This is a genomic window from Nocardia jiangxiensis NBRC 101359 (genome assembly GCF_000308615.1).
Classification (GTDB): Bacteria; Actinomycetota; Actinomycetes; order Mycobacteriales; family Mycobacteriaceae; genus Nocardia; species Nocardia jiangxiensis.
In genome coordinates this window covers 42,183-60,619 of the sequence record NZ_BAGB01000032.1, presented here as the reverse complement: position 1 = coordinate 60,619, position 18,437 = coordinate 42,183, and the positions used below count along the sequence as shown (strand labels likewise).

The following is an 18,437-nucleotide window of genomic DNA, read 5'->3' as shown; positions in this document are numbered from 1 at the left end:
TGAAGATCCGGCCGATTTCTCTCGACCATCTCTGGAGGCAGGTTTTCCAGCCTAACCACTTGACACCCCAGAGTCAAGCTCTGGATCAAGATCGGTTGCGCATGGCATCAGGCGCTCATCGTCCTACCTCGTTTCCCTGGCCCTTGGGGCCCGGGTCGGAGTCCGTGTCGCTCTGACCTGGAATAAGTTACGTGGTGGATAACGCAACGTCAAATCCCCAAGACAGCGAACGTCTGCGCAGGTCAGAAGGTCGGCTTTGGGGGCCGTGCCGACCTGAGTCACACGATTGTGACTCAGGTCATGCCAACGGTCAACGGACGGCCCGGCGAACTCCGGCGAAACTCTTCTTGCCGCGGCGCAGCACCAACCACTGTCCGTGCAGGTAGTCGGTCGTGGCGGGCGTCCACTCGGGGTCACTGATGCGGGTGTTGTTCACCGAGACGCCGTTGTCGTTGACCGCGCGCCGCGCGGCCCCCCGACTCTCGGACAGGCCCGAATCCACGAGCAGATCCACGATCGTGGCCCCATCGGCCGCGTCCGCGACGGGGTTTTCCCCCGCGGCCTCGGTCAGGGCCGCGGACAACGTCGAGGAATCCAGTTCGGCCAGGTCACCGCGGCCGAACAGCGCCTGGCTGGCGAGCTGGACCGCGGCGGTATTCGCCGCACCGTGCACCAGGGTGGTCATCTCCGCGGCGAGGCGGCGCTGCGCCTCGCGGGCGTGCGGACGCTCCTGGGTGGCGAGTTCGAGCTCGGCCAGCTCCTCGCGATCGAGGAAGGTGAACCAGCGCAGGTACCGGACGACGTCGGCGTCACCGGTGTTCACGAAGTACTGGTACCAGGCGTACGGGCTGGTCATCTCCGGATCGAGCCACAGGCTGCCGCCACCGGTGGACTTGCCGAACTTCTTACCGTCCGCGGAGGTCACCAGCGGTGTGGTCATCGCATGCACCTGCGCGCCGTCGACGCGTCGATTCAGCTCGACGCCCGCGATGATGTTGCCCCACTGGTCGGATCCGCCGACCTGGAGCGTGCACCCGTAGTTGCGGCGCAACTGCAGAAAGTCGTTGGCCTGCAACAACATATAGCTGAACTCGGTGTAGGACATACCGTCGCCGTCGAGGCGGCGCTTGACCGTCTCGCGGGCCAGCATGACGTTCACCGAGAAGTGCTTGCCGACGTCGCGCAGGAAGTCCACGGTCGACAGCGGCCCGGTCCACTCCATGTTGTTCGCGACGACCGCGCCCGTCGGCGAGTCGTCCAGGTCCACGAACCGCTCGAGCTGACCGCGAATCCGATCGGCCCATTCCGCGACGGTGTCGGTCGAGTTCATCACTCGTTCACCGACGTCGCGCGGGTCGCCGATCAGGCCGGTCGCGCCGCCGGCCAGCACCACCGGCCGATTCCCGGCCCGCTGGAAACGGGCGAGCGTCAGCAGCGGGACCAGATGGCCTGCGTGCAGGCTGGCCGCGGTCGGGTCGAAGCCCGCATAGAGAGTGATGGGGCCCTTCGCGATCTCCGCCCGCAGGGCATCCAGATCGGTGGACTGTGCGATCAGTCCACGCCAGGTCAGTTCATCGATAATGTCGACGCTCACGCCTCCACCTCGCTGGCGCTCGGCTCCGGCGTGCGCGTCGCGCGCTGTGTCAATGGTTCACTCGCAAGCTCGCTCACGCTTTCCCATCTTTCCGCACGTCCACGGCTCGCCCGCAGACAGGTCGCCACCGAGTGTGCACCCGGGGCCGGGCTGCGGTCGAACGAAATAAGAGACGGCTGCCCCGGACGTCGCCGGGTTGATCACCGTCGCCGGGTCGGCAATTGTCGGAGGATGGACGCACTCGCCGATCTGCTCGACGGTCCGCGCGCACGCGGCGCCTTCGTCATGCGTTCGCTGCTGGATCCGCCGTGGTCGCTGCGGATCGCCGATCAAGCGCCGCTCGCGATGGTCGTGGTGACGCGCGGTTCGGCGTGGATCGTTCCCGACGATGCCGAGCCCACCCGGCTCGAGGCCGGGGCGGTGGCGATTCTGCGTGGCCCCGATGCCTACACCGTCGCCGACGATCCGGACACCGCGCCCCAGGCGATCGTGCATCCCGGGCAGACGACCACTACGCCCGATGGTGAATTGCTGTGTGAGACATGGGATCTGGATGTTCGAAGCTGGGGCACCAACCCCGACGGCGCGACTGCGCTGCTGACCGGCACGTACGAGGTCGCCGGAACCGTCAGTGAGCGGCTGTTGCGCGCCCTGCCGCCGCTGGCCGTGCTCGACGGTCACGAGGTCGACGAGCGTCTGCTCGGTCTGCTCGTCGACGAGTCCGGACGTGACGCCCCTGGTCAGTCGGCGCTGCTCGACCGGCTGCTGGATCTGCTCACGATCGCCGCACTGCGCGCCTGGTTCGCGCGCGAACGCGCGCCGCGCTGGTATCACGCCTACGCCGACCCCATGGTCGGGCAGGCGCTGCGACTGCTCGAGCACAATCCCGCGACCGACTGGACGGTCGCCGACCTGGCCGCCGCCGTGGGCGTCTCGCGGGCCGCACTCGCCCGCCGGTTCACCGATCTCGTGGGCGAGCCGCCCATCGCCTACCTCACCGAATGGCGGCTCGCCCGCGCCGCGGACCTGCTGCGCGGCACCGACGCGACCGTGGAATCCATTGCCCGCCAAGTCGGTTACGGCACTGCCTTCAGCCTCGGTGCGGCTTTCAAACGCCGCTACGGGATCAGTCCCGGCGCGCACAGACGAGGTACGAGTCCGATCAACGGCGATGAACAGCCGATTGCCGAGGCCGACGTGGACACCGCCGGGTGAGGCGAGCCCGGCCGACAGAACACAGGTCAGCCCGCCAGAGCGGTACGGACATGATCGGCGGGCAATCCACGAAGCCCGCCGCCGATGCAGGTCATCGGCGGCGGGCTCGGTGATCGGGATCAGCGGCGCTGGGTGACGATCCAGCCGAAGATCACGGCCAGGACCAACGGGAAGATCGCGGTGGCGGGGGCGTGCACGAGGAATATCTGGGTGGCGGCGGCGCAGATCATGGTGATGGTCAGGCCCGCTGCGGCGGCGCGGGTCAGGCGCGGGATCATCAGGCCGAGGCCGCCGGAGACCTCCACCGCGCCGGTGAGGTAGCGGAACCACTCGCCCCAACCGATCTGCTGGAACACGTGCACGGCCGTGGCCTCGCCGAGCAGTTTGGGCAGGCCGGAGGCGATGATGAAGAAGAGACCGAGCACGATCTGCAGGGTCCACAGGATGCGGTTGCGGACCTTGCCGGGGGTGGCGGCGGTCGGGGCGGGGTGCGAGATGGCGGTCATGCGATGTCCTTCGGGTTGCCGGGTGTGCTGTCGAGCGCGCTTGCTCGATAGGACGGGGCGTTCCCGGGAAATTCATCGGCCGCCGGAATTCCTTATGCGAAGGCATCCTTCAGGGAGGTCAGGTGGACCCGGCTCGCGGTGGCCGCAGCGGCGGTGTCCCGCGAGCGGATGGCCTCCAGCAGGATCTCGTGCGCGTGGTGATCGGCCTGCTCGTCTTCCAGTGGGCGGATGCGCAACATATCGATCATGGCGTGCCGCAGTCGCGGGACGAAGGCGTCGAACATTCCGGTGAGCACGTCGTTGTGCGCGGCCAGCACGACGGTGCGGTGGAAGGCCGTATCGGCGTCGACCAGATCCGGAACCGACTCGTGCCGCTCGGCCCGCGCGGCCAGGGCCCGCCACATGGCGCGCAGGTCGGCGGGGGTGCGACGGCGCGCGGCCAGGGCAGCTCCCTCGGCCTCGATGGCGATGCGCGCCTCGATGACGGTGACGATGTCGGTCCGCCGCAGAACGGTGTCCCACTCCTCGGTGACGTCCAGCGCCGTGACGAAAACGCCCGCACCCTGCCGACTTTCGAGCACACCCTTGCCCGCCAGCTCGCGGATCGCCTCGCGCAAGGTCGAGCGGCCGACGCCCAACTGGGCGGCCAGGGTCGTCTCCCCCGGAAGTTTGTGGCCCAGGCGCCATTCACCGGCACGGATCCGGTCCAGGAGTAGGTCCGCCGCCTGCGCGGCCAGCGGATGCCGCTGCACGTGCGCCAAGATCCGTTCACCTCTCTACTTGTCTGAGGAGTAATTCCCCTCTAGTGTAGGCCACATGGGATACCGGAGCCTGCTTCTCCTCCTTCGCCGCGGCGGGGTCTGATCGACCGGCACCCTGCCCGCGGGTTGTTGGGCTGCGCCGGTCGTCCTCCGACGCGAAAGCTCCGAACTCATGTCTTCCCACTGGAATCGCCAGTGCTCCTCCGTCATGCCCTCGCATCGCTATCATGATGTGTACGAACGGGTTTCGGTCCCGCTCACCGATCGGCGGTGGCCGTCCGCACGGATCACCGAGGCCCCGCTGTGGGTGCCGGTCGACCTGCGCGACGGCAACCAGGCCCTCGCCGAGCCGATGGATCCCGAACGCAAACGCGCACTCTTCGAACTCATGGTCGTCATGGGGTACAAGGAGATCGAGGTCGGCTATCCGAGCGCCTCGCAGACCGATTTCGATTTCGTGCGCCTGATCCGTGATGCGGATCTCGCGCCCGAGGACGTCACCATCGTCGTATTCACCCCCGCTCGCCGCGATCTCATCGAACGCACCGTCGAGTCGGTCGAGGGCATCGCCAACGACGTGGTGATCCACATGTACACCGCGACCGCGCCGATCTGGCGGGAACAGGTACTGGGCCGAACTCGCGCCGAGGTGGCGGAGCTGATCACCGCGGGCGGACGGGACATTCTCGAGCTGGCCGGGGATCGGGAGAACATCCGATTCGAGTTCTCCCCCGAGGTCTTCATCCTCACCGAGCCGGATTTCGTTCTGCAGGTGTGCGATTCGATGACGACGCTGTGGGATGCCACGCCGCAGCGGCCGGTGATCCTGAATCTGCCCGCCACCGTGGAGGTCGCCACGCCGAACGTGTACGCGGATCAGATCGAGTACATGCACCGCAATCTGGCCCGGCGGGACGGGGTGATCCTGTCGGTGCATCCGCACAACGATCGGGGAACCGGAATCGCCTGCGCGGAACTGGCCGTGCTGGCGGGGGCGCAACGGGTCGAGGGCTGCATCTTCGGCAACGGCGAGCGCACCGGCAACGTCGACATCGCCACGCTCGCACTGAATCTGCACGCGCAGGGTATCGATCCGATGATCGACTTCTCCGATATCGACCGGGTTCGGCGCACGGTGGAGTACTGCACCCGGATGCCCGTGCCCGAACGGCATCCCTACGTCGGCGATCTGGTGTACACCGCGTTCTCGGGAACCCATCAGGACGCCATCAAGAAGGGTTTCGCCGCGCATCGCGAGCGGGCCGCGCAGGCGGGCCGTTCCGAGCGCGAGATCCCTTGGGAGGTACCGTATCTGCCGATCGATCCGGCCGATGTCGGCCGCTCCTACGATGCGGTGATCCGGGTGAATTCCCAGTCCGGCAAGGGTGGTATCGCCTATCTGCTGGACACCGGATACGGCATCGAGTTGCCTCGCCGACTGCAGATCGACTTCGCCAAGCACGTCCAACGGCTCACCGACGAGACCGGGGACGAGGTGACCGCGACGATGCTGCGCGAGTTGCTGACCGCCGTATACGCACCGGAACCCGAGCGAATTCGGTTGTCGGAGTCCGTAATCGAGAACAGCGCCGTACGCCTGAAGATCGAGGTGGACGGCCGGGTCGTCGAGCGCACGGCCGACGACCCGGCCGATCTACTGGCGAGGGTGGCCACGCAGGCGGGTCTGCCGATGGAGGTGCTCTCGCTGGCACATCAGACTGCCGACCGAATCGGGCGGGATGCGCGCATCGCCTATCTCGAATATCGATCCGGGGGAATCACCCAGTGGTCCATCGGCATCGGCGACTCTCCCGTCGAGGCTTCCTGCCGCGCGGCACTCGCGGCAGCCCAGCGCATCTCTGCTGGTGAAACCCGTGCCGTCGACCGGATGCCGACCGCATAGGCACGATCTCGACCACCGCCTCAGGCGGAGGTCTCCTCCTGGGGCGCGCGGGGGCTGCGGCGGTAGACGGATACGGCGGGTGAGTCGGTCAGCCAGAACCGCCACGGCCGGTCGGCCTCCAGGCGCACGCCGACCCGCGGGCCGGCGCTGATCGCGACCGGTTCGACCGGCGGCGCGATCAGGTCCAGCCGAATGTGCGAGTCCGGCGTGAACAGCGGAGTTCCGTAGTCGTCCAGGGTGATTCCGAGGGCGCTGCCGAAATTGCCCGGCCCCCTTGCCAGACCGACGTCGGTGCGGGCGGCGGGTCGCCGGGCACGCGCGGTCTCGTGCCCGGCGATCACCTCACCCGCACGCAGCAGCACAGCGCTGGCGGCGCCGTCGGGCCCGCAGGTCACGTTCACGCAGGTGTGCATGCCGTAACTGAAGTAGACGTACAGCACCCCGGGCGGACCGAACATGACCGAACTGCGCGGGGTCCGCCCGCGCCCGGAATGCGCCGCCGGATCCGGCCAGGGTCCGGCCGGATCACCGCCGTACGCCTCCACCTCCACGATCCGCACGCCGACCGTGCCGGACCACAGCGTCGAGCCCAGCAGCCTTCGCGCAGCCGCCACCGGATGGACGGCAAGTTCTTCCGCACACACAACACCCGATTGTCCAGATCACCGTCACCGGCGGGTACGCGCCCCCGACCTGCCTGCACAGAATCGTCAGGCGCAGCACACCGCCGGGCACCGATCTCGGTCCGCGGGCGAATCTGCCGACCGAACTCGAGGCGCTGTTCCGCGATGCACGGCGAATGCCCGAACCGGGCGCGCCCGGTCGATCAGGGCCGTCGGTTCACAACCAGCGCGATACTCCGCCGTGACCGGAGCAGGTGCCGCGGCGATGTTGGCTGAAGCTGTATTCGCCGTCGCGGCACTGCGCGGTCGCGCCGTCGGGGACGCCGCTGGAGTCGGTCTCGGGGCGGGGGACGCAGTTGCCGCTGGAGTTCTGGTAGTCCTGGGCGGGGCAGGAGACGAAGGCGGGGGCGGCCGCGGCAACGGGCAGGCTCACCAGGGAGCCGCCGCCGATGATGACGGCGAATCCCCAGGACACCAAGGCGATTCGGAGCGCGAGCGATCGGCGTACTCCGGTGCGATGCGTCACGCGGCTCGATTCGGCGTTCATTCGTGTACTCCCTACGACAATGCGATTCCCGACCCGTCCTCCGGACGGAGGAGATCGAAATTAACTGTCGACGCACCCGAAACATCAGTCTCCGACACCGATCGAGGACTTTCGTCCCCGGATCGGTGACAGTGGTAACAGGTCGCGAAATCCGTTGCGGCCGCTACTGTCCCGTCCCGGGGAGCAGGCCGATCAGCTTGTCCGGGTTCACCTGGAAACGCACGTTGAGGATTCGGCCGTCGAGAATGTCGTAGGTGAGCGCGCCCACCGGGATCTCGCCGAACAGGACGAGCAGCCCGAGTTCGCCGTTGATCGTCGCCGGTGCCAGATGCGTAGCCGCGGCTGCCGGTTTGGCCATCACACCCAGCAGCCAGCGCGCGACATGGTCGGGTCCGTACAGCGGGCGACGCGCCGCGGTGATCTTGCCGCCGCCGTCGTTCCAGAGTGTGACCTCGGGCGCGAGCAGTTCCATCAGCGCGTTGACGTCGCCGCCGTGGGAGGCGGCCAGGAACTTCTCGGTGATCTCCCGGCGCTGCGCGGCATCGCTGTCACAGCGCGGACGACGGGCCTGCACATGTGCACGGGCGCGATGCGCGATCTGCCGGACGGTCGCCTCCGGCCGTTCGATGAATCCGGCGATCTCGGCGTGGGAGAAGCCGAACACCTCGCGCAGGACGAAGACCGCGCGTTCGACCGGAGTCAGCGTTTCCAGCACGACCAGCATCGCGGTCGAGACGTTGTCGGCCAACTCGGCCTCCTCGGCGGCACTCGGTTCGGTGAGCACGGGCTCGGGAAGCCAAGGGCCCACGTAGGTTTCGCGGGTCGCGCGTGCGGAGGTGAGGCGATTGAGCGCCAGGTTGACCACCGTTCGCACGAGATATGCCCTGGGGTTGCGGACCGACGAGCGGTCCGCGCCGTGCCAGGTGATCCAGGTGTCCTGCAGGACGTCCTCGGCGTCGGTGACGGTGCCGAGCATCCGATAGGCGGTGGCGAACAGCAGCCGTCGATGTTCGGCGAACGGGTCGGATTCGGATTCCGGGGGTGTGTGATCCCGCATGGGAGTCATGCCTACCGGATCGCGCGCGGCGAACGACGGATTTCCGGGGCGCGTGGTCATACCTGTTCCCGGGTGCGGCGACCGCCGCGGGAGAACTGCACGGGCACGGTCATCCGCCGACTCATGCCGAACACCGGCCACGGGCTGGCGCTGACGGATTCCTTGTAGCGCACCGCGATCCGGCCGGTCAGATACCAGCGCTTGGGGGTGTCATCGGCATTGGTGAACTGGATGACCGCATCGCGCCGCCCCAGACTCACCGGCTGATGCACGTACCCGAACCGGAACGGCCGGACCTCGCGACCGCGCAGCCGGCGCGCGATCGTGTCGGCGACATAGGCGGCGGTCGGCATCCCGCTCTGGCAGGTGCCGTGCAGCCGCCCGAACGGCTGCCGCACGCTCGCGGCATCGCCGACCGCATAGACCTCCGGATGCGACACCGAACGCAATGTCGCATCGGTGATCACCGAACCTGTTGCTTCCGTGGCGATTCCGGCTTCGGTGGCCAGGCCCGGCACCCGCACGCCCGCGGTCCACAGGGTCAGGTCGGAGCCGATCATCTCGCCGGTGCTCAACCGGATCGCCTCGGGCAGCACCTTGTCCACCTGCACTCCGGTCCGCCGGATGATGCCCAGGCGTTCGAACGCGCGGTCGAGATGTGCGCGGGCGCGCGGACCCATCATCGAGCCGGGTTCGGCGGCGGCGATCAGTGTGACGGTCAGCTCCGGGTGGCTCTCGGCGATCTCGGTCGCGGCCTCGACTCCGGTGAGCCCGCCGCCGACGACCGTGACCGAGCCGCGAGCCTGGGCCAGTGCGGTGAGACGGTCCGCGAAATGGTGTGCCCGCACCGGGTCGTTCAAGGTCCAGGCGTGGTCCGCGACGCCCGGCACCTGTGTGGTGTCAGTGGCGCTGCCGAGTGCGTAGACCAGGGTGTCGTAGTGCAGGGTCGCCCCGTCGGACAGGGTGACCTGCCGGGCGGCGGGATCGATACCGGTCGCTGCCGCACGGTGGAAATGCGCGCCGGTGCCGTCGAGCAGCTCGGTGATGCGTCGATCGGCCAGCTGCTGACCGGCGGCGACCTGATGCATGCGGAGCCGTTCGACGAATCGGCCCGAGGGGTTGACCAGGGTGATCCGCACCTTCGCGCGGCGAGTCCGGTGGGCGAGGCGGACGGTTGCCAGCAGGCCGGTGTAGCCGGCGCCCAGCACGACGATCTCGTGATTCGCGGTGGCGTTCATGATGTCCTCCGAGGGGTGCGATTCGCTGTCGTCCATGGGACAGATCAGCGCACCCACTCGTGACACCACCAATGGTGACGCCCGTCACACTCACCGGAAATCCACCGAACGCCCTGCGCGGCACTCGACGGGCGTACGGCGCAGGGCCGAACTCACGGCGTGACGATCGGGAACCAGAACGGGAAGGTATCGAACAGTCCGAACAGACCGGACAGTGCGGCGGTATCGCCGTCCACCCGCACCGAGCCCGAGGCGATGGCCTGATCGAGCGTCGTCGTGCCCAGGATGACGTTCTGGAACGCCTCTCGGTCCCAGTACACGGTGGCGTCCGGATCGGGCAGGGTCTTCTCGGCGGTGTAGATCAGGGTGCCGTTGCTGAGCCGGACCGCGAAATGCTTGTCCACGTCGTCGAAATCGGCGAACGTCCAGTTGAACGCGGCGTGGCGCAGCCAGGCGGCGGGACCGTCGAGTCGGATGCCCAGATAGTCCAGCAGCATGTCCAGGGTCATCGCCGCGAGCACATCGGGCCCGGCCAGCTGAATCGAGCCCAGATCGTGCACACCTTCGCGCAATTCCTTTGCGCCCATGAGGTATTCGTTGCGCCACGTGCCGTTCTCGGCCTGATAGCCGAGCTGCTCGAGCGCGTCGGCCTGGAGGTCGCGGGCCTTGGTGTTGCGCGGATCGGCGAATACCACGTGCGTGAGAACCTCTGCCACCCAACGATATTCACCCGCCTCGTAGGCGGCGCGCGCCCGCTCCAGGACCGCCTGCGCACCACCCATGTACTCGACGTACTTCGGCGCCGAGGCATCGGGCGGCAGCGGATCCAGATGCGCGGGATGGCTGTCGTACCAACCCAGATACCGCTGGTAGACGGCCTTGGAATTGTGCTTTGCCGAGCCGTAGTAACCGCGGCAGTGCCACTGCCCGGCCAGTCCCGGCGGCAGTTCGATCCGCTCGGCGATCTCGGACATGGTGAAGCCCTGATTGGCCAGTCGCAGCGACTGGTCGTGCAGGTATTTGTACAGGTCACGCTGCTGTTCGAGGAATTCCAGGACGTCGGCGTTGCCCCAGCGCGGCCACTGGTGCTGGGCGATCACCACATCGGTGTCCGCGCCGAACATCTCGATCGTCTCGTCGAGCACCTTCCACCAGGTCGCCGCATCGCGGACCTGCGCGCCACGCAGGGTGTAGAGGTTGTGCATCGTGTGGGTGGCATCCTCGGCCGCGCACATCAGGCGTTTGGCGGGGAAGTGGATGAGGAACTCCGCGGGCGCCTCGGTGCCCGGTGCCATCTGGAAGACCATCTCGACGCCGTCGACGGTGCGGCTGTCGCCGGTGGTGGAGATCGTGTCGGTCGGGGCGATCAGCGAGGACGTGCCGCCGTGCGGGAGGCCGTTGCCCAGACCCGCGTTGACCTGGCCCTGCGGACCGCGGGCCAGCACCGAACCGTACATGTAGATACTCCGGCGGCCCATCGCGTTACCGGCATACACGTTCTCGGCGACCGCTTCCTTCAGGAATCCTTCCGGTGCGATCACCTGCGTCCGCCCCGCCCGCACGTCGGCCTCGTCGACCACGGATTTGACGCCGCCGTAGTGGTCGGCATGGCTGTGCGTGTAGATGACCGCCTTGACCGGTCTCGACGGCCGATGCCGGAAGTAGAGTTCGAGCGCGGCCTTCGCGGTCTCCATGTACGTCAGCGGATCGATCACGATGATTCCGGTGTCGCCCTCGATGATCGTCATATTGGAGATGTCCAGGCCACGCAGCTGGTACACCCCGTCCATCACCTCGAACAGCCCGTGCGGCTTGTTGGCCAGCGCGTGCCGCCACAGGCTGGGGTTCACACTCGGTGGCGCGGCGGCGTCGGTGACGAACCCGTAGCCGTTCAGATCGAACAGCGTGCTGCCGTCGGGGTGCGTGATCACCGGCGGATCGAGCGTCCCGACGAATCCGTGTGAAGAATCGTCGAGGTCGCGGACGTCGTCGAACGGCAGCCCGGCAATGAAGTCGAGTTGCGCGGCGCGGGTCGCGTCGGTGGGTTGTTTGACGGCGAGGGCGGGCTCGGGGCGTACCTGGGTCATGTTGGGACTACCTTTCTGCCACAGAAGGTTTCGACCGAACAGATCACCGCTCGGGTAGTCGAACCGCCATCAGGCAGAAAATCCCTCGCCAGGGAGCCTAACCAACCGGGGATATCCGGGGAAGCTCGCGAAGGTCACGGTCGCCTGCGGGTGACGCGCAGTACAGCCCCGGCCGGAGTGAGATATGCGCTGGTCGCGCCGCTGCGCAGGCTGAGGTAGTCGTCGGCGATCACGAATCCGAACGCCACGACGAGCAGGATCGCCAGTTGCCCCCACGCCACCCACACGACGCCGAGTGGCGCGGTCGCGAGCACCACGGGCGCGGCGATCAACCGGCTCCACGGCCACGGCAGGCCGAGCACCAGACGGAAACAGAACTGGCCGAAGAAATACAGGGCCACCCCACCGGACAACGCCAGCGCCGCCGACCAGGACACCGCCCGGTCGCCGTGCACGATGCACAGCCGGATGCCCGCCGCGGCCACGATGATGCCGATCAGCAGCGGGAACAGCGAGTAGCCGTAGGCCAATAGGGCGTATCGGGCCCGTCGCGGGCCCGGCACCGCACTCAGCGCCGCCTCGCCGCGCTCGTCGTCCAGGCCGAAGTACGCCCACCACAGCACGTAGGCCAGGGCCAGCCCGAGTGCGACCGTCAGGATCAGCCCGACGGTGATGTCCTCACCGGCCAGCGCCGCCCCGATCGCAACGATCGATTCGCCGATCGCGACGATGACCACCAGCCCGTGCCGTTCCGCGAAATGCGCCGAACGCACCACGAATCCCCCGGTGTCGCTCAGATACGGCGTCACGATCTGCACGGCCAGCGCCGCGCACCACAGCAGGTATCGCGGCCAGCCGTGTACGAAACCGCCGGCCAGGACCAGTCCGGCGGAGGTCAGATTCAACGGGGCCAGGTGGATGACCGCACGCGTCACGGTGCTGCCGCCGTTGGCGTAGAACAGCGCGGTGTGCACCGAGTTCACCAGGAAGTATCCGGCGCCGAAGGCGACGCCGGTGCCGCCGAACGCGGACGGAACCGCCAGCGCCACGACGAAGAAGCCGAACATTCCGACCAGCAGCCAGGTGCGTCGCATGGTGCTGCTCGGCGCGACCTCGTTGGTCAGGAAGACGTATCCGCTGTACATCCACCAGATCACGCCGAACATCAACGCCACCCGGCCCAGCGCGGGCAAGCCCGGGTGTTCACCGAACACGTGGGTCAGCTGGGTGATCGTGAAGACGAAGACGAGGTCGAAGAACAGTTCCAGGGTCGAGGCGCGCACCTGACCGCCCTGCACCTCGTCCTGCGCCGTCACGTCGGGGGTTTCGCTGGTCACGTCCAGAGGGTATGCGGCGACACGCCGGAACGCGGCGCTGTGGGGGTTGCGTCACGCCCGGAACGGGCGCAGAATTCAACACACAATGAATTCAACACTCGGTGAAATAAGAGGATGACCCATGACGGCATCTGATCCGTCCCCCGCGATCGAGGTGGAGCACCTGCGGGTGCGTCGCGGAGATCGCGAAGTGCTGCACGATATTTCGCTGGCCGTGCCGCGCGGCTGCATCACCGGCCTGCTCGGACCGTCCGGCTGCGGGAAGACCACGCTCATGCGCAGCGTCGTCGGCACCCAACTGGTCGAGGCGGGTAGCGTGCGCGTGCTCGGCGAACCGGCCGGGACGCCGGGGCTGCGAGCGCGCGTGGGATATGTGACGCAGGCTCCGAGCATCTACGACGATCTGACCGTCCTGGACAACGTCGGATACTTCGCCGCGCTGTACGGCCGTTCCCGCAACGACGTCACCGAAGCCATCGCCGCGGTCGGGCTCGCCGAAAACGCCCGCCAACGCGGCAGTCAGCTCTCCGGCGGCCAGCGCACCCGCGCCTCGCTGGCCTGCGCGCTGGTCGCCGATCCGGAACTGCTGGTGCTGGACGAGCCGACCGTCGGCCTGGATCCGGTACTGCGCGTGGACCTGTGGCAGCAGTTCCACGCCCTCGCCGATCAGGGCCGCACGCTCCTGGTGTCCAGTCATGTGATGGACGAGGCCGAACACTGCGATCGCCTGCTGCTGATGCGCGAGGGGCATCTGCTGGCCCAGCTCAGCCCGGCCGAGCTGCGCGCGGAAACCGGCGAAACCAGCTTGGAGAGCGCATTTCTCACCCTGATCAGAATGGGAGAGCCCTCATGACAACGCCTTTGACCTGCTACACCGCCACGACCGGGCGAATCCTGCGGCAGTTGCGCGCGGATCGGCGCACGGTGGCCATGCTGGTCCTGGTGCCGACACTGTTGCTGGCGCTGCTGTATTTCGTGTACCGCGACATGCCGTCGATGCCGGGCATGCCCACGTTGTTCGATCGGGTCGGGATCAGCATGCTCGGCATCCTGCCGTTCATCGTGATGTTCCTGATCACCGCGATCGCCATGCAGCGCGAAAGAACCTCCGGCACACTCGAACGCCTGATGACCACACCCCTGTCGAAACTGGATCTGCTGGCGGGCTACGGGTCGGCGTTCTCCCTGGCGGCCACGGTGCAGGCCGCGGTCGCCTGCCTGGTGGCGTTCTGGCTGCTGGGCATGCATGCGGCGGGCAGTGTCTGGCTGGTACTGCTGATCGCGGTGCTCGACGCCGTACTGGGTGTGGCGCTCGGACTGCTGGCGAGTGCGTTCGCGCGCACCGAATTTCAGGCCGTGCAGTTCATGCCGCTCATCGTGGGACCGCAGTTCTTCCTGTGCGGATTGCTGGTGCCGCGCGGTCAGCTGCCGCGCTGGCTCGAGGTGATCAGCGACGTGCTGCCGCTGAGCTACGCGGTCGACGCGCTGCAGCAGGTGTCCCGGTATACCGGGGCGACCGCGGTGATGTGGCGCGACCTGGGTATCGTGGCCGTATTCGCCCTTGTCGCACTGACTTTGGGGGCTGCGACGCTACGCAGGCGCACGGCATGAGCGCAGCCACGCGGGGGCCCGCTCGGGCCGGAGAGGATGCTGGGTGAGCGTATCCGCGCACGATCCCGACGACACCGCCGCATCCGGCCGCAGCGGGCGACGTCCCGGACAGTCCGGAACTCGCGAGGCCATCCTCGACGCCGCCCGCACGCGGTTCGCGGAGGTCGGATTCGACAAGGCGTCCATCCGCTCCATCGCGAGCACCGCGGGAGTCGATCCCGCACTGGTGCATCACTATTTCGGCACCAAGCAGGAATTGCTCTCGGCCGTGGTGAATCTGCCGGTCGATACCGACGTCATCCGGGCACGCATCGCGGCCGCGCCGGTCGACGGGCTCGGGGAAACGATCGTGCGCACGGTGATCGGCGTGTGGGACTCACCCATCGGCGCCTCCGCGATCGCCGCGTTCCGCGCCATCCTCGGCGGCGGTGACGCGGCGCTGGTTCGCAGCTTCGTCCTCGAGGTCATTCTGCGGGACGTTCGCGACCGGGTGGATTCGCCACCCGGTTCCGGGTATGCGCGGGTGGCATTGGCGGTGGCGCAGATGGGCGGGGTGCTCATGGCCCGCAAGATCATCGGCATCGAGCCGATCGTCTCGATGAGCGCCGACGAACTCGCGCGCCTGGTCGGGCCGTCGCTGCAGCGCTACCTCACCGGCGACCTGGACCTGCCGCCGGCGGACGCCTGACAGTGGCATTCAGCCCTGGGCGATGAACGCCTCGTGCTCGGCCTCGCCCACCTCGCGTGCCTCGTCCACCAGCAGCACCGGAATCCCGTCATCGATCGGGTAGGCCCGGCGCAGCCGCGGGTTGTAGAGCACACTCGCGCCGTCCTCGGTGCGGACCAGCGACAGCGGGCCCTTGTCCTGCGGGCAGGCCAGCAGGCTCAGCAGAGTGGGGTCCAAGGTTTCCTCCGGCATGACCGACAACCTACCGGGCGGCCCGCAGGCCCCGATGACGGCCTGGGCGGCGGCCGTGCCGGGATCTGCTTGCGGGGCAGCTCAGGAGGTGAGGGTCGACAGGACGGCGTCGCTGAGCGGTTCGTAGGTTTCGGCGTCGGGGGAGCGGTACCAGACGGTGGGGCCGGATCGCAGTTCGAATGCCGCCTGCACGGCGCGGGTCGAGGGCCGATAGGTCGAACTGCGGGGAATCTCGTCCACCAGATAGACCAGATCGGGGCGACGGGCCGGATCCAGCGCACGCAGCGCCTCGGTGACGTCCTTGGCTTCGAGGCGATGCCCCTCGCGCACGCTCACCCCGGCCACGGCCAGTGTGCGCCCCGGCGCAGCCGGGTATCCGAACGCCACCTCCATGTCCACGGCGCTGATGTCGTTGAGCGCATCCACGATCGGCTGGGCGTAGACCGGGCCGCGCGGAGTCTGGATGACGGTGTCGCGGCGATCCATCAGCCAGTAGTCGCCGTCGCTGTCGCGACGGAACAGATTCTCCGTCGGCATCCACGCATCGCCCGGCGTGAACACTCCGCGCAGGCCGCCCTGGGAGATGTCCACGGCCTCGGATGCCTTGCCGATCAGCAGACCCACCTCGTTGTCCGCCGTGCGACGCGCGAAACCCTGTGCGTCGGTGAGTATCCGGCCGGTCGCCGAATCGTAGGAGATCAGCTCGACCCGCGCGGTGCCCGGCACCGGGCGACCCTTGCAGCCCAGCTTGGTCCCGGCCACGTTGGCCAGCACCACATCGCCCTCGATCGAGGCGTAGAACTCCAGAACCCGTGCGGGCGCGAACCTCTCGACGGTCCGCCGCCACAGGCCCGCGGGCATACCCGATCCGATGAACAGCCGGATCGGATGCGAATGACCGTTGGGGAAGGTGTCCGCATCGAGAATGTCGCGCAACATCGTCCAGGTGTAGGTGACGACGGTGACCCCGTAGCGGTGCACCTCCTCGGCGAATCGGGCCGGATCCAGCGACCGGGCCAGCGCGATCCGGCTGCCGCCCGCCACCGCACCGCCCAGGCTGACCAGCAGGCCGGACGAATGGTGCAGCGGCGCAAGGCAGTACACGGTGTCGCGGCGGTCCAGATCCGCCGCCGTCGCGGTGCCGAACGCGGACAGCGCCCAGCGATGATTGGTGATGTACTTCAGATCCAGCTTCGCGCCGGTGCCGGTGACCAGGACGAAGGCCAGCTCGCGTGCGAGCCCGGGATCCGGGCGATACCAGCCGGGCAGACTCACCTGGGCCGGATCGATCTGCTCGAGGTCGACGACGTCCGCACCCGGCGGGATCGTCAGCCCGCGGGCGTCGCCACCGCCGAGTACGAGGACCCGCCGGGCCGCCGCGGCGGCGTCGCGCAGATTCTCCGGATCGGCGATGATCGTGCTCGCGCCGGTCAGTTCCACCGCACGCGCGATCTCACTACCCGGCGCCAGTAGCACCCCGACGGCACCCAGGCGCGAGAGCGCGGCCACCGCGGCCAGGGCGCTGGGCCGGGTCTCCATCAGCACCCCGACCCGGCTCGCCGGGCGCACACCCGCCGAGATCAGGCCGCGCACCACGCTGTCGATTCGGGTACTGACCGCCTGGTTGGTGTGCACCCGATCGTCGAACAGGAACAGATCCCGCAGCGGCGCGCGACGCTCCTGCTCGGTCAGCAAGCGGCCCAAGGAGATCCGGGTGTGCGGCTGGATCATGCCCAGCCGGGTCAGCCGCGGCAGCGCGCGGGTGGCCTCACCGGTCAACTCCACCGAACCGCGCAACGTGCTGTTCGCGATCGAGCCCAGCGCACTGCCCAGTCCGGCGCCCGCCTCGGCCAGCATGCCCGCGGCGTGCACCACCCGGGTCGCGGCCGAACGCTGCGGATTCACCTCGACGTGTTGGGCCATCGGGGCGATCGCCTCGGGCAGTTCGCCCTGCCCGGCGAGCCAGTGCACCCAGTCCCGCACCAGCGGCCAGGTCCGGGTGGTGGCCGTACTGCCCGCGACGAGCCCGAAATGTCCCGCGACCACCGACGCCTCGTAGACCTCCGCGTTCGGCGCGGCGCGCACGATGCCGCGTACGGCCGCGGGCTGACCGATGTCGTCCACCTCGCCGACGAAGGCCAGGATCGGGCATTCCAGTTCGGCCAGCGATACCGGACGGTCGCGAATCACGAAGCCGCCCACCATCATCCGGTTGTGCGCGACGAACTGTTTGAGCAGGTCGGCGGCGGCGGGCCCGGAATAGCCCACCCAGCCGTCGTGTTCGAGGAAGCGGCGCTGACGCTCCTTGGGCAGCAACGCCTCCCGATCGTGCAGCTGACGCAGGAAGTCCAGCCGGGATTTGGCGGTCTTGACCGGATCGAGCATCTGGAAACCCAGCCGGACCATCGAATCGGTGATCGGCAGCCTGGTCAGCACGTGATCGGCGACGAAATCCGCGACCTCGGACACCAGCCCCTGCGGGAGTCCGAAGGGCAGTCCGGCGACGATGTCGACCGGGCTGCCGAAGGTGACGATGCTGTCCACGCCCTTGCCGTAGCGGTAGGCGGCGGTCTGGTAGGCGAACATACCGCCCTGCGAGTAGCCCATCAGATGAACGCCGCGCCCGGTCATCTCGTTCACCGTGTCGATGGCGCTGTTCAGTGCGACGACGTGATCGGCCAGATCGCGCTGCCAGCCACCCTCCTCGGTGGCCGGGGAACCGAAATCCAGGACCCAGCAGTCGATTCCGGCGCGATTGAGAATGCCGACCGCGCCGCCCTCGGCGTTCACGTCGTAGATGTCGGCGCTGACCATCAGGGGCGGGACGAGCAGGGCTACAGGACGGACCGTGTCGTCGGCGGGGACCTCGTCGGGGAAGTAGTGGCGCAGCCGGTACATCCGCTTGCGTTCGGCGACCTCGTACGGCGAAGCCTCCACGTCCTGGGTCAGCCCGCCGAACCGGATCACCTCCAGCCCGTTCTGTGCGGTGGCAACCAGCCGCCGCACCGATCCGATGACCGACCGCCCTGTCAACTTCAC

The 18,437-nt window shown here is 68.1% G+C and carries 16 protein-coding genes; 5 read left to right on the top strand and 11 right to left on the bottom strand.

The annotated features are described in order from the left end of the window. Nucleotides 1-310 precede the first annotated feature (310 nt). The gene (tyrS, locus tag ON40_RS11665) at nt 311-1,594 is read right to left on the bottom strand and encodes a tyrosine--tRNA ligase (RefSeq protein WP_040821662.1); all 1,284 of its coding nucleotides are present in this window, start codon (nt 1,592-1,594) and stop codon (nt 311-313) included. Between the two features lie 231 nt (nt 1,595-1,825). Between tyrS and ON40_RS11660 the strand changes: the two genes are divergently transcribed. Beyond that, entirely contained in the window at nt 1,826-2,809 is a 984-nt protein-coding gene (locus tag ON40_RS11660; protein WP_051192995.1) for an AraC family transcriptional regulator, read from the top strand. Between the two features lie 119 nt (nt 2,810-2,928). On the opposite strand, the gene ON40_RS11655 is transcribed toward ON40_RS11660, so the two are convergent. Further along, a complete protein-coding gene (locus ON40_RS11655) occupies nt 2,929-3,315 on the bottom strand; it encodes a DoxX family protein (protein WP_040821659.1) in 387 nt (128 codons plus the stop codon). A gap of 92 nt (nt 3,316-3,407) precedes the next feature. Continuing rightward, nucleotides 3,408-4,079: a FadR/GntR family transcriptional regulator gene (locus tag ON40_RS11650; RefSeq protein WP_040821657.1), complete on the bottom strand. Its 672-nt coding sequence runs from the start codon at nt 4,077-4,079 to the stop codon at nt 3,408-3,410. Nucleotides 4,080-4,284: 205 nt separating this feature from the next. Between ON40_RS11650 and ON40_RS11645 the strand changes: the two genes are divergently transcribed. Continuing rightward, nucleotides 4,285-5,979, top strand: a complete 1,695-nt coding sequence (locus ON40_RS11645; protein ID WP_040821654.1) for a 2-isopropylmalate synthase — start codon at nt 4,285-4,287, stop codon at nt 5,977-5,979. A 20-nt stretch (nt 5,980-5,999) separates the two neighbouring features. On the opposite strand, the gene ON40_RS11640 is transcribed toward ON40_RS11645, so the two are convergent. The 6 genes from ON40_RS11640 to ON40_RS11615 all read right to left on the bottom strand — a co-directional run bounded on the left by ON40_RS11640 (nt 6,000) and on the right by ON40_RS11615 (nt 12,868). Then, nucleotides 6,000-6,623: a DNA-3-methyladenine glycosylase gene (locus tag ON40_RS11640; RefSeq protein ID WP_040821652.1), complete on the bottom strand. Its 624-nt coding sequence runs from the start codon at nt 6,621-6,623 to the stop codon at nt 6,000-6,002. 196 nt (nt 6,624-6,819) lie between these two features. Beyond that, nucleotides 6,820-7,149, bottom strand: a complete 330-nt coding sequence (locus ON40_RS11635) for a DUF3761 domain-containing protein (protein WP_218008773.1) — start codon at nt 7,147-7,149, stop codon at nt 6,820-6,822. Nucleotides 7,150-7,312: 163 nt separating this feature from the next. Continuing rightward, on the bottom strand, nt 7,313-8,215 hold the full coding sequence (locus ON40_RS11630; protein WP_051193000.1) for an RNA polymerase sigma-70 factor: 903 nt from the start codon (nt 8,213-8,215) through the stop codon (nt 7,313-7,315). Between the two features lie 47 nt (nt 8,216-8,262). Next, nucleotides 8,263-9,480, bottom strand: a complete 1,218-nt coding sequence (locus ON40_RS11625) for an NAD(P)/FAD-dependent oxidoreductase (RefSeq protein ID WP_051192999.1) — start codon at nt 9,478-9,480, stop codon at nt 8,263-8,265. A 116-nt stretch (nt 9,481-9,596) separates the two neighbouring features. Continuing rightward, nucleotides 9,597-11,531: an alkyl/aryl-sulfatase gene (locus ON40_RS11620; protein WP_051192994.1), complete on the bottom strand. Its 1,935-nt coding sequence runs from the start codon at nt 11,529-11,531 to the stop codon at nt 9,597-9,599. A gap of 134 nt (nt 11,532-11,665) precedes the next feature. Next, nucleotides 11,666-12,868, bottom strand: a complete 1,203-nt coding sequence (locus tag ON40_RS11615) for a low temperature requirement protein A (RefSeq protein WP_040821649.1) — start codon at nt 12,866-12,868, stop codon at nt 11,666-11,668. Nucleotides 12,869-12,989: 121 nt separating this feature from the next. On the opposite strand from ON40_RS11615, the gene ON40_RS11610 reads away from it, so the two are divergent. From ON40_RS11610 to ON40_RS11600, 3 genes are read left to right on the top strand one after another with little or no spacing between them, the layout of a single operon-like run. Next, nucleotides 12,990-13,721, top strand: coding sequence for an ABC transporter ATP-binding protein (locus ON40_RS11610; protein WP_040821646.1), 732 nt, complete (start codon nt 12,990-12,992; stop codon nt 13,719-13,721). Further along, nucleotides 13,718-14,479: an ABC transporter permease gene (locus ON40_RS11605; protein WP_040821644.1), complete on the top strand. Its 762-nt coding sequence runs from the start codon at nt 13,718-13,720 to the stop codon at nt 14,477-14,479. The genes ON40_RS11610 and ON40_RS11605 overlap by 4 nt, the downstream gene beginning before the upstream one ends. A gap of 43 nt (nt 14,480-14,522) precedes the next feature. Beyond that, the gene (locus ON40_RS11600) at nt 14,523-15,167 is read left to right on the top strand and encodes a TetR/AcrR family transcriptional regulator (RefSeq protein ID WP_040821641.1); all 645 of its coding nucleotides are present in this window, start codon (nt 14,523-14,525) and stop codon (nt 15,165-15,167) included. Between the two features lie 9 nt (nt 15,168-15,176). Here ON40_RS11600 and ON40_RS11595 read toward each other — a convergent pair whose 3' ends face one another. After that, nucleotides 15,177-15,398 carry a Trm112 family protein gene (locus ON40_RS11595; protein ID WP_040821639.1) on the bottom strand — a complete coding sequence of 74 codons (222 nt, stop codon included), beginning with the start codon at nt 15,396-15,398 and terminating at the stop codon, nt 15,177-15,179. 81 nt (nt 15,399-15,479) lie between these two features. After that, nucleotides 15,480-18,437, bottom strand: a complete 2,958-nt coding sequence (locus ON40_RS11590; protein ID WP_040821636.1) for an AMP-binding protein — start codon at nt 18,435-18,437, stop codon at nt 15,480-15,482.

Excerpts from the sequence above, each read along its gene's own strand:
- ON40_RS11625 (WP_051192999.1), bottom strand. The coding sequence starts at position 9,480 with ATGGACGACAGCGAATCGCACCCCTCGGAGGACATCATGAACGCCACC.
- ON40_RS11655 (WP_040821659.1), bottom strand. The coding sequence starts at position 3,315 with ATGACCGCCATCTCGCACCCCGCCCCGACCGCCGCCACCCCCGGCAAG.
- ON40_RS11595 (WP_040821639.1), bottom strand. The coding sequence starts at position 15,398 with ATGCCGGAGGAAACCTTGGACCCCACTCTGCTGAGCCTGCTGGCCTGC.
- ON40_RS11645 (WP_040821654.1), top strand. The coding sequence starts at position 4,285 with ATGCCCTCGCATCGCTATCATGATGTGTACGAACGGGTTTCGGTCCCG.
- ON40_RS11635 (WP_218008773.1), bottom strand. The coding sequence starts at position 7,149 with ATGAACGCCGAATCGAGCCGCGTGACGCATCGCACCGGAGTACGCCGA.
- ON40_RS11610 (WP_040821646.1), top strand. The coding sequence starts at position 12,990 with ATGACGGCATCTGATCCGTCCCCCGCGATCGAGGTGGAGCACCTGCGG.
- ON40_RS11630 (WP_051193000.1), bottom strand. The coding sequence starts at position 8,215 with ATGACTCCCATGCGGGATCACACACCCCCGGAATCCGAATCCGACCCG.
- ON40_RS11660 (WP_051192995.1), top strand. The coding sequence starts at position 1,826 with ATGGACGCACTCGCCGATCTGCTCGACGGTCCGCGCGCACGCGGCGCC.
- ON40_RS11605 (WP_040821644.1), top strand. The coding sequence starts at position 13,718 with ATGACAACGCCTTTGACCTGCTACACCGCCACGACCGGGCGAATCCTG.
- ON40_RS11620 (WP_051192994.1), bottom strand. The coding sequence starts at position 11,531 with ATGACCCAGGTACGCCCCGAGCCCGCCCTCGCCGTCAAACAACCCACC.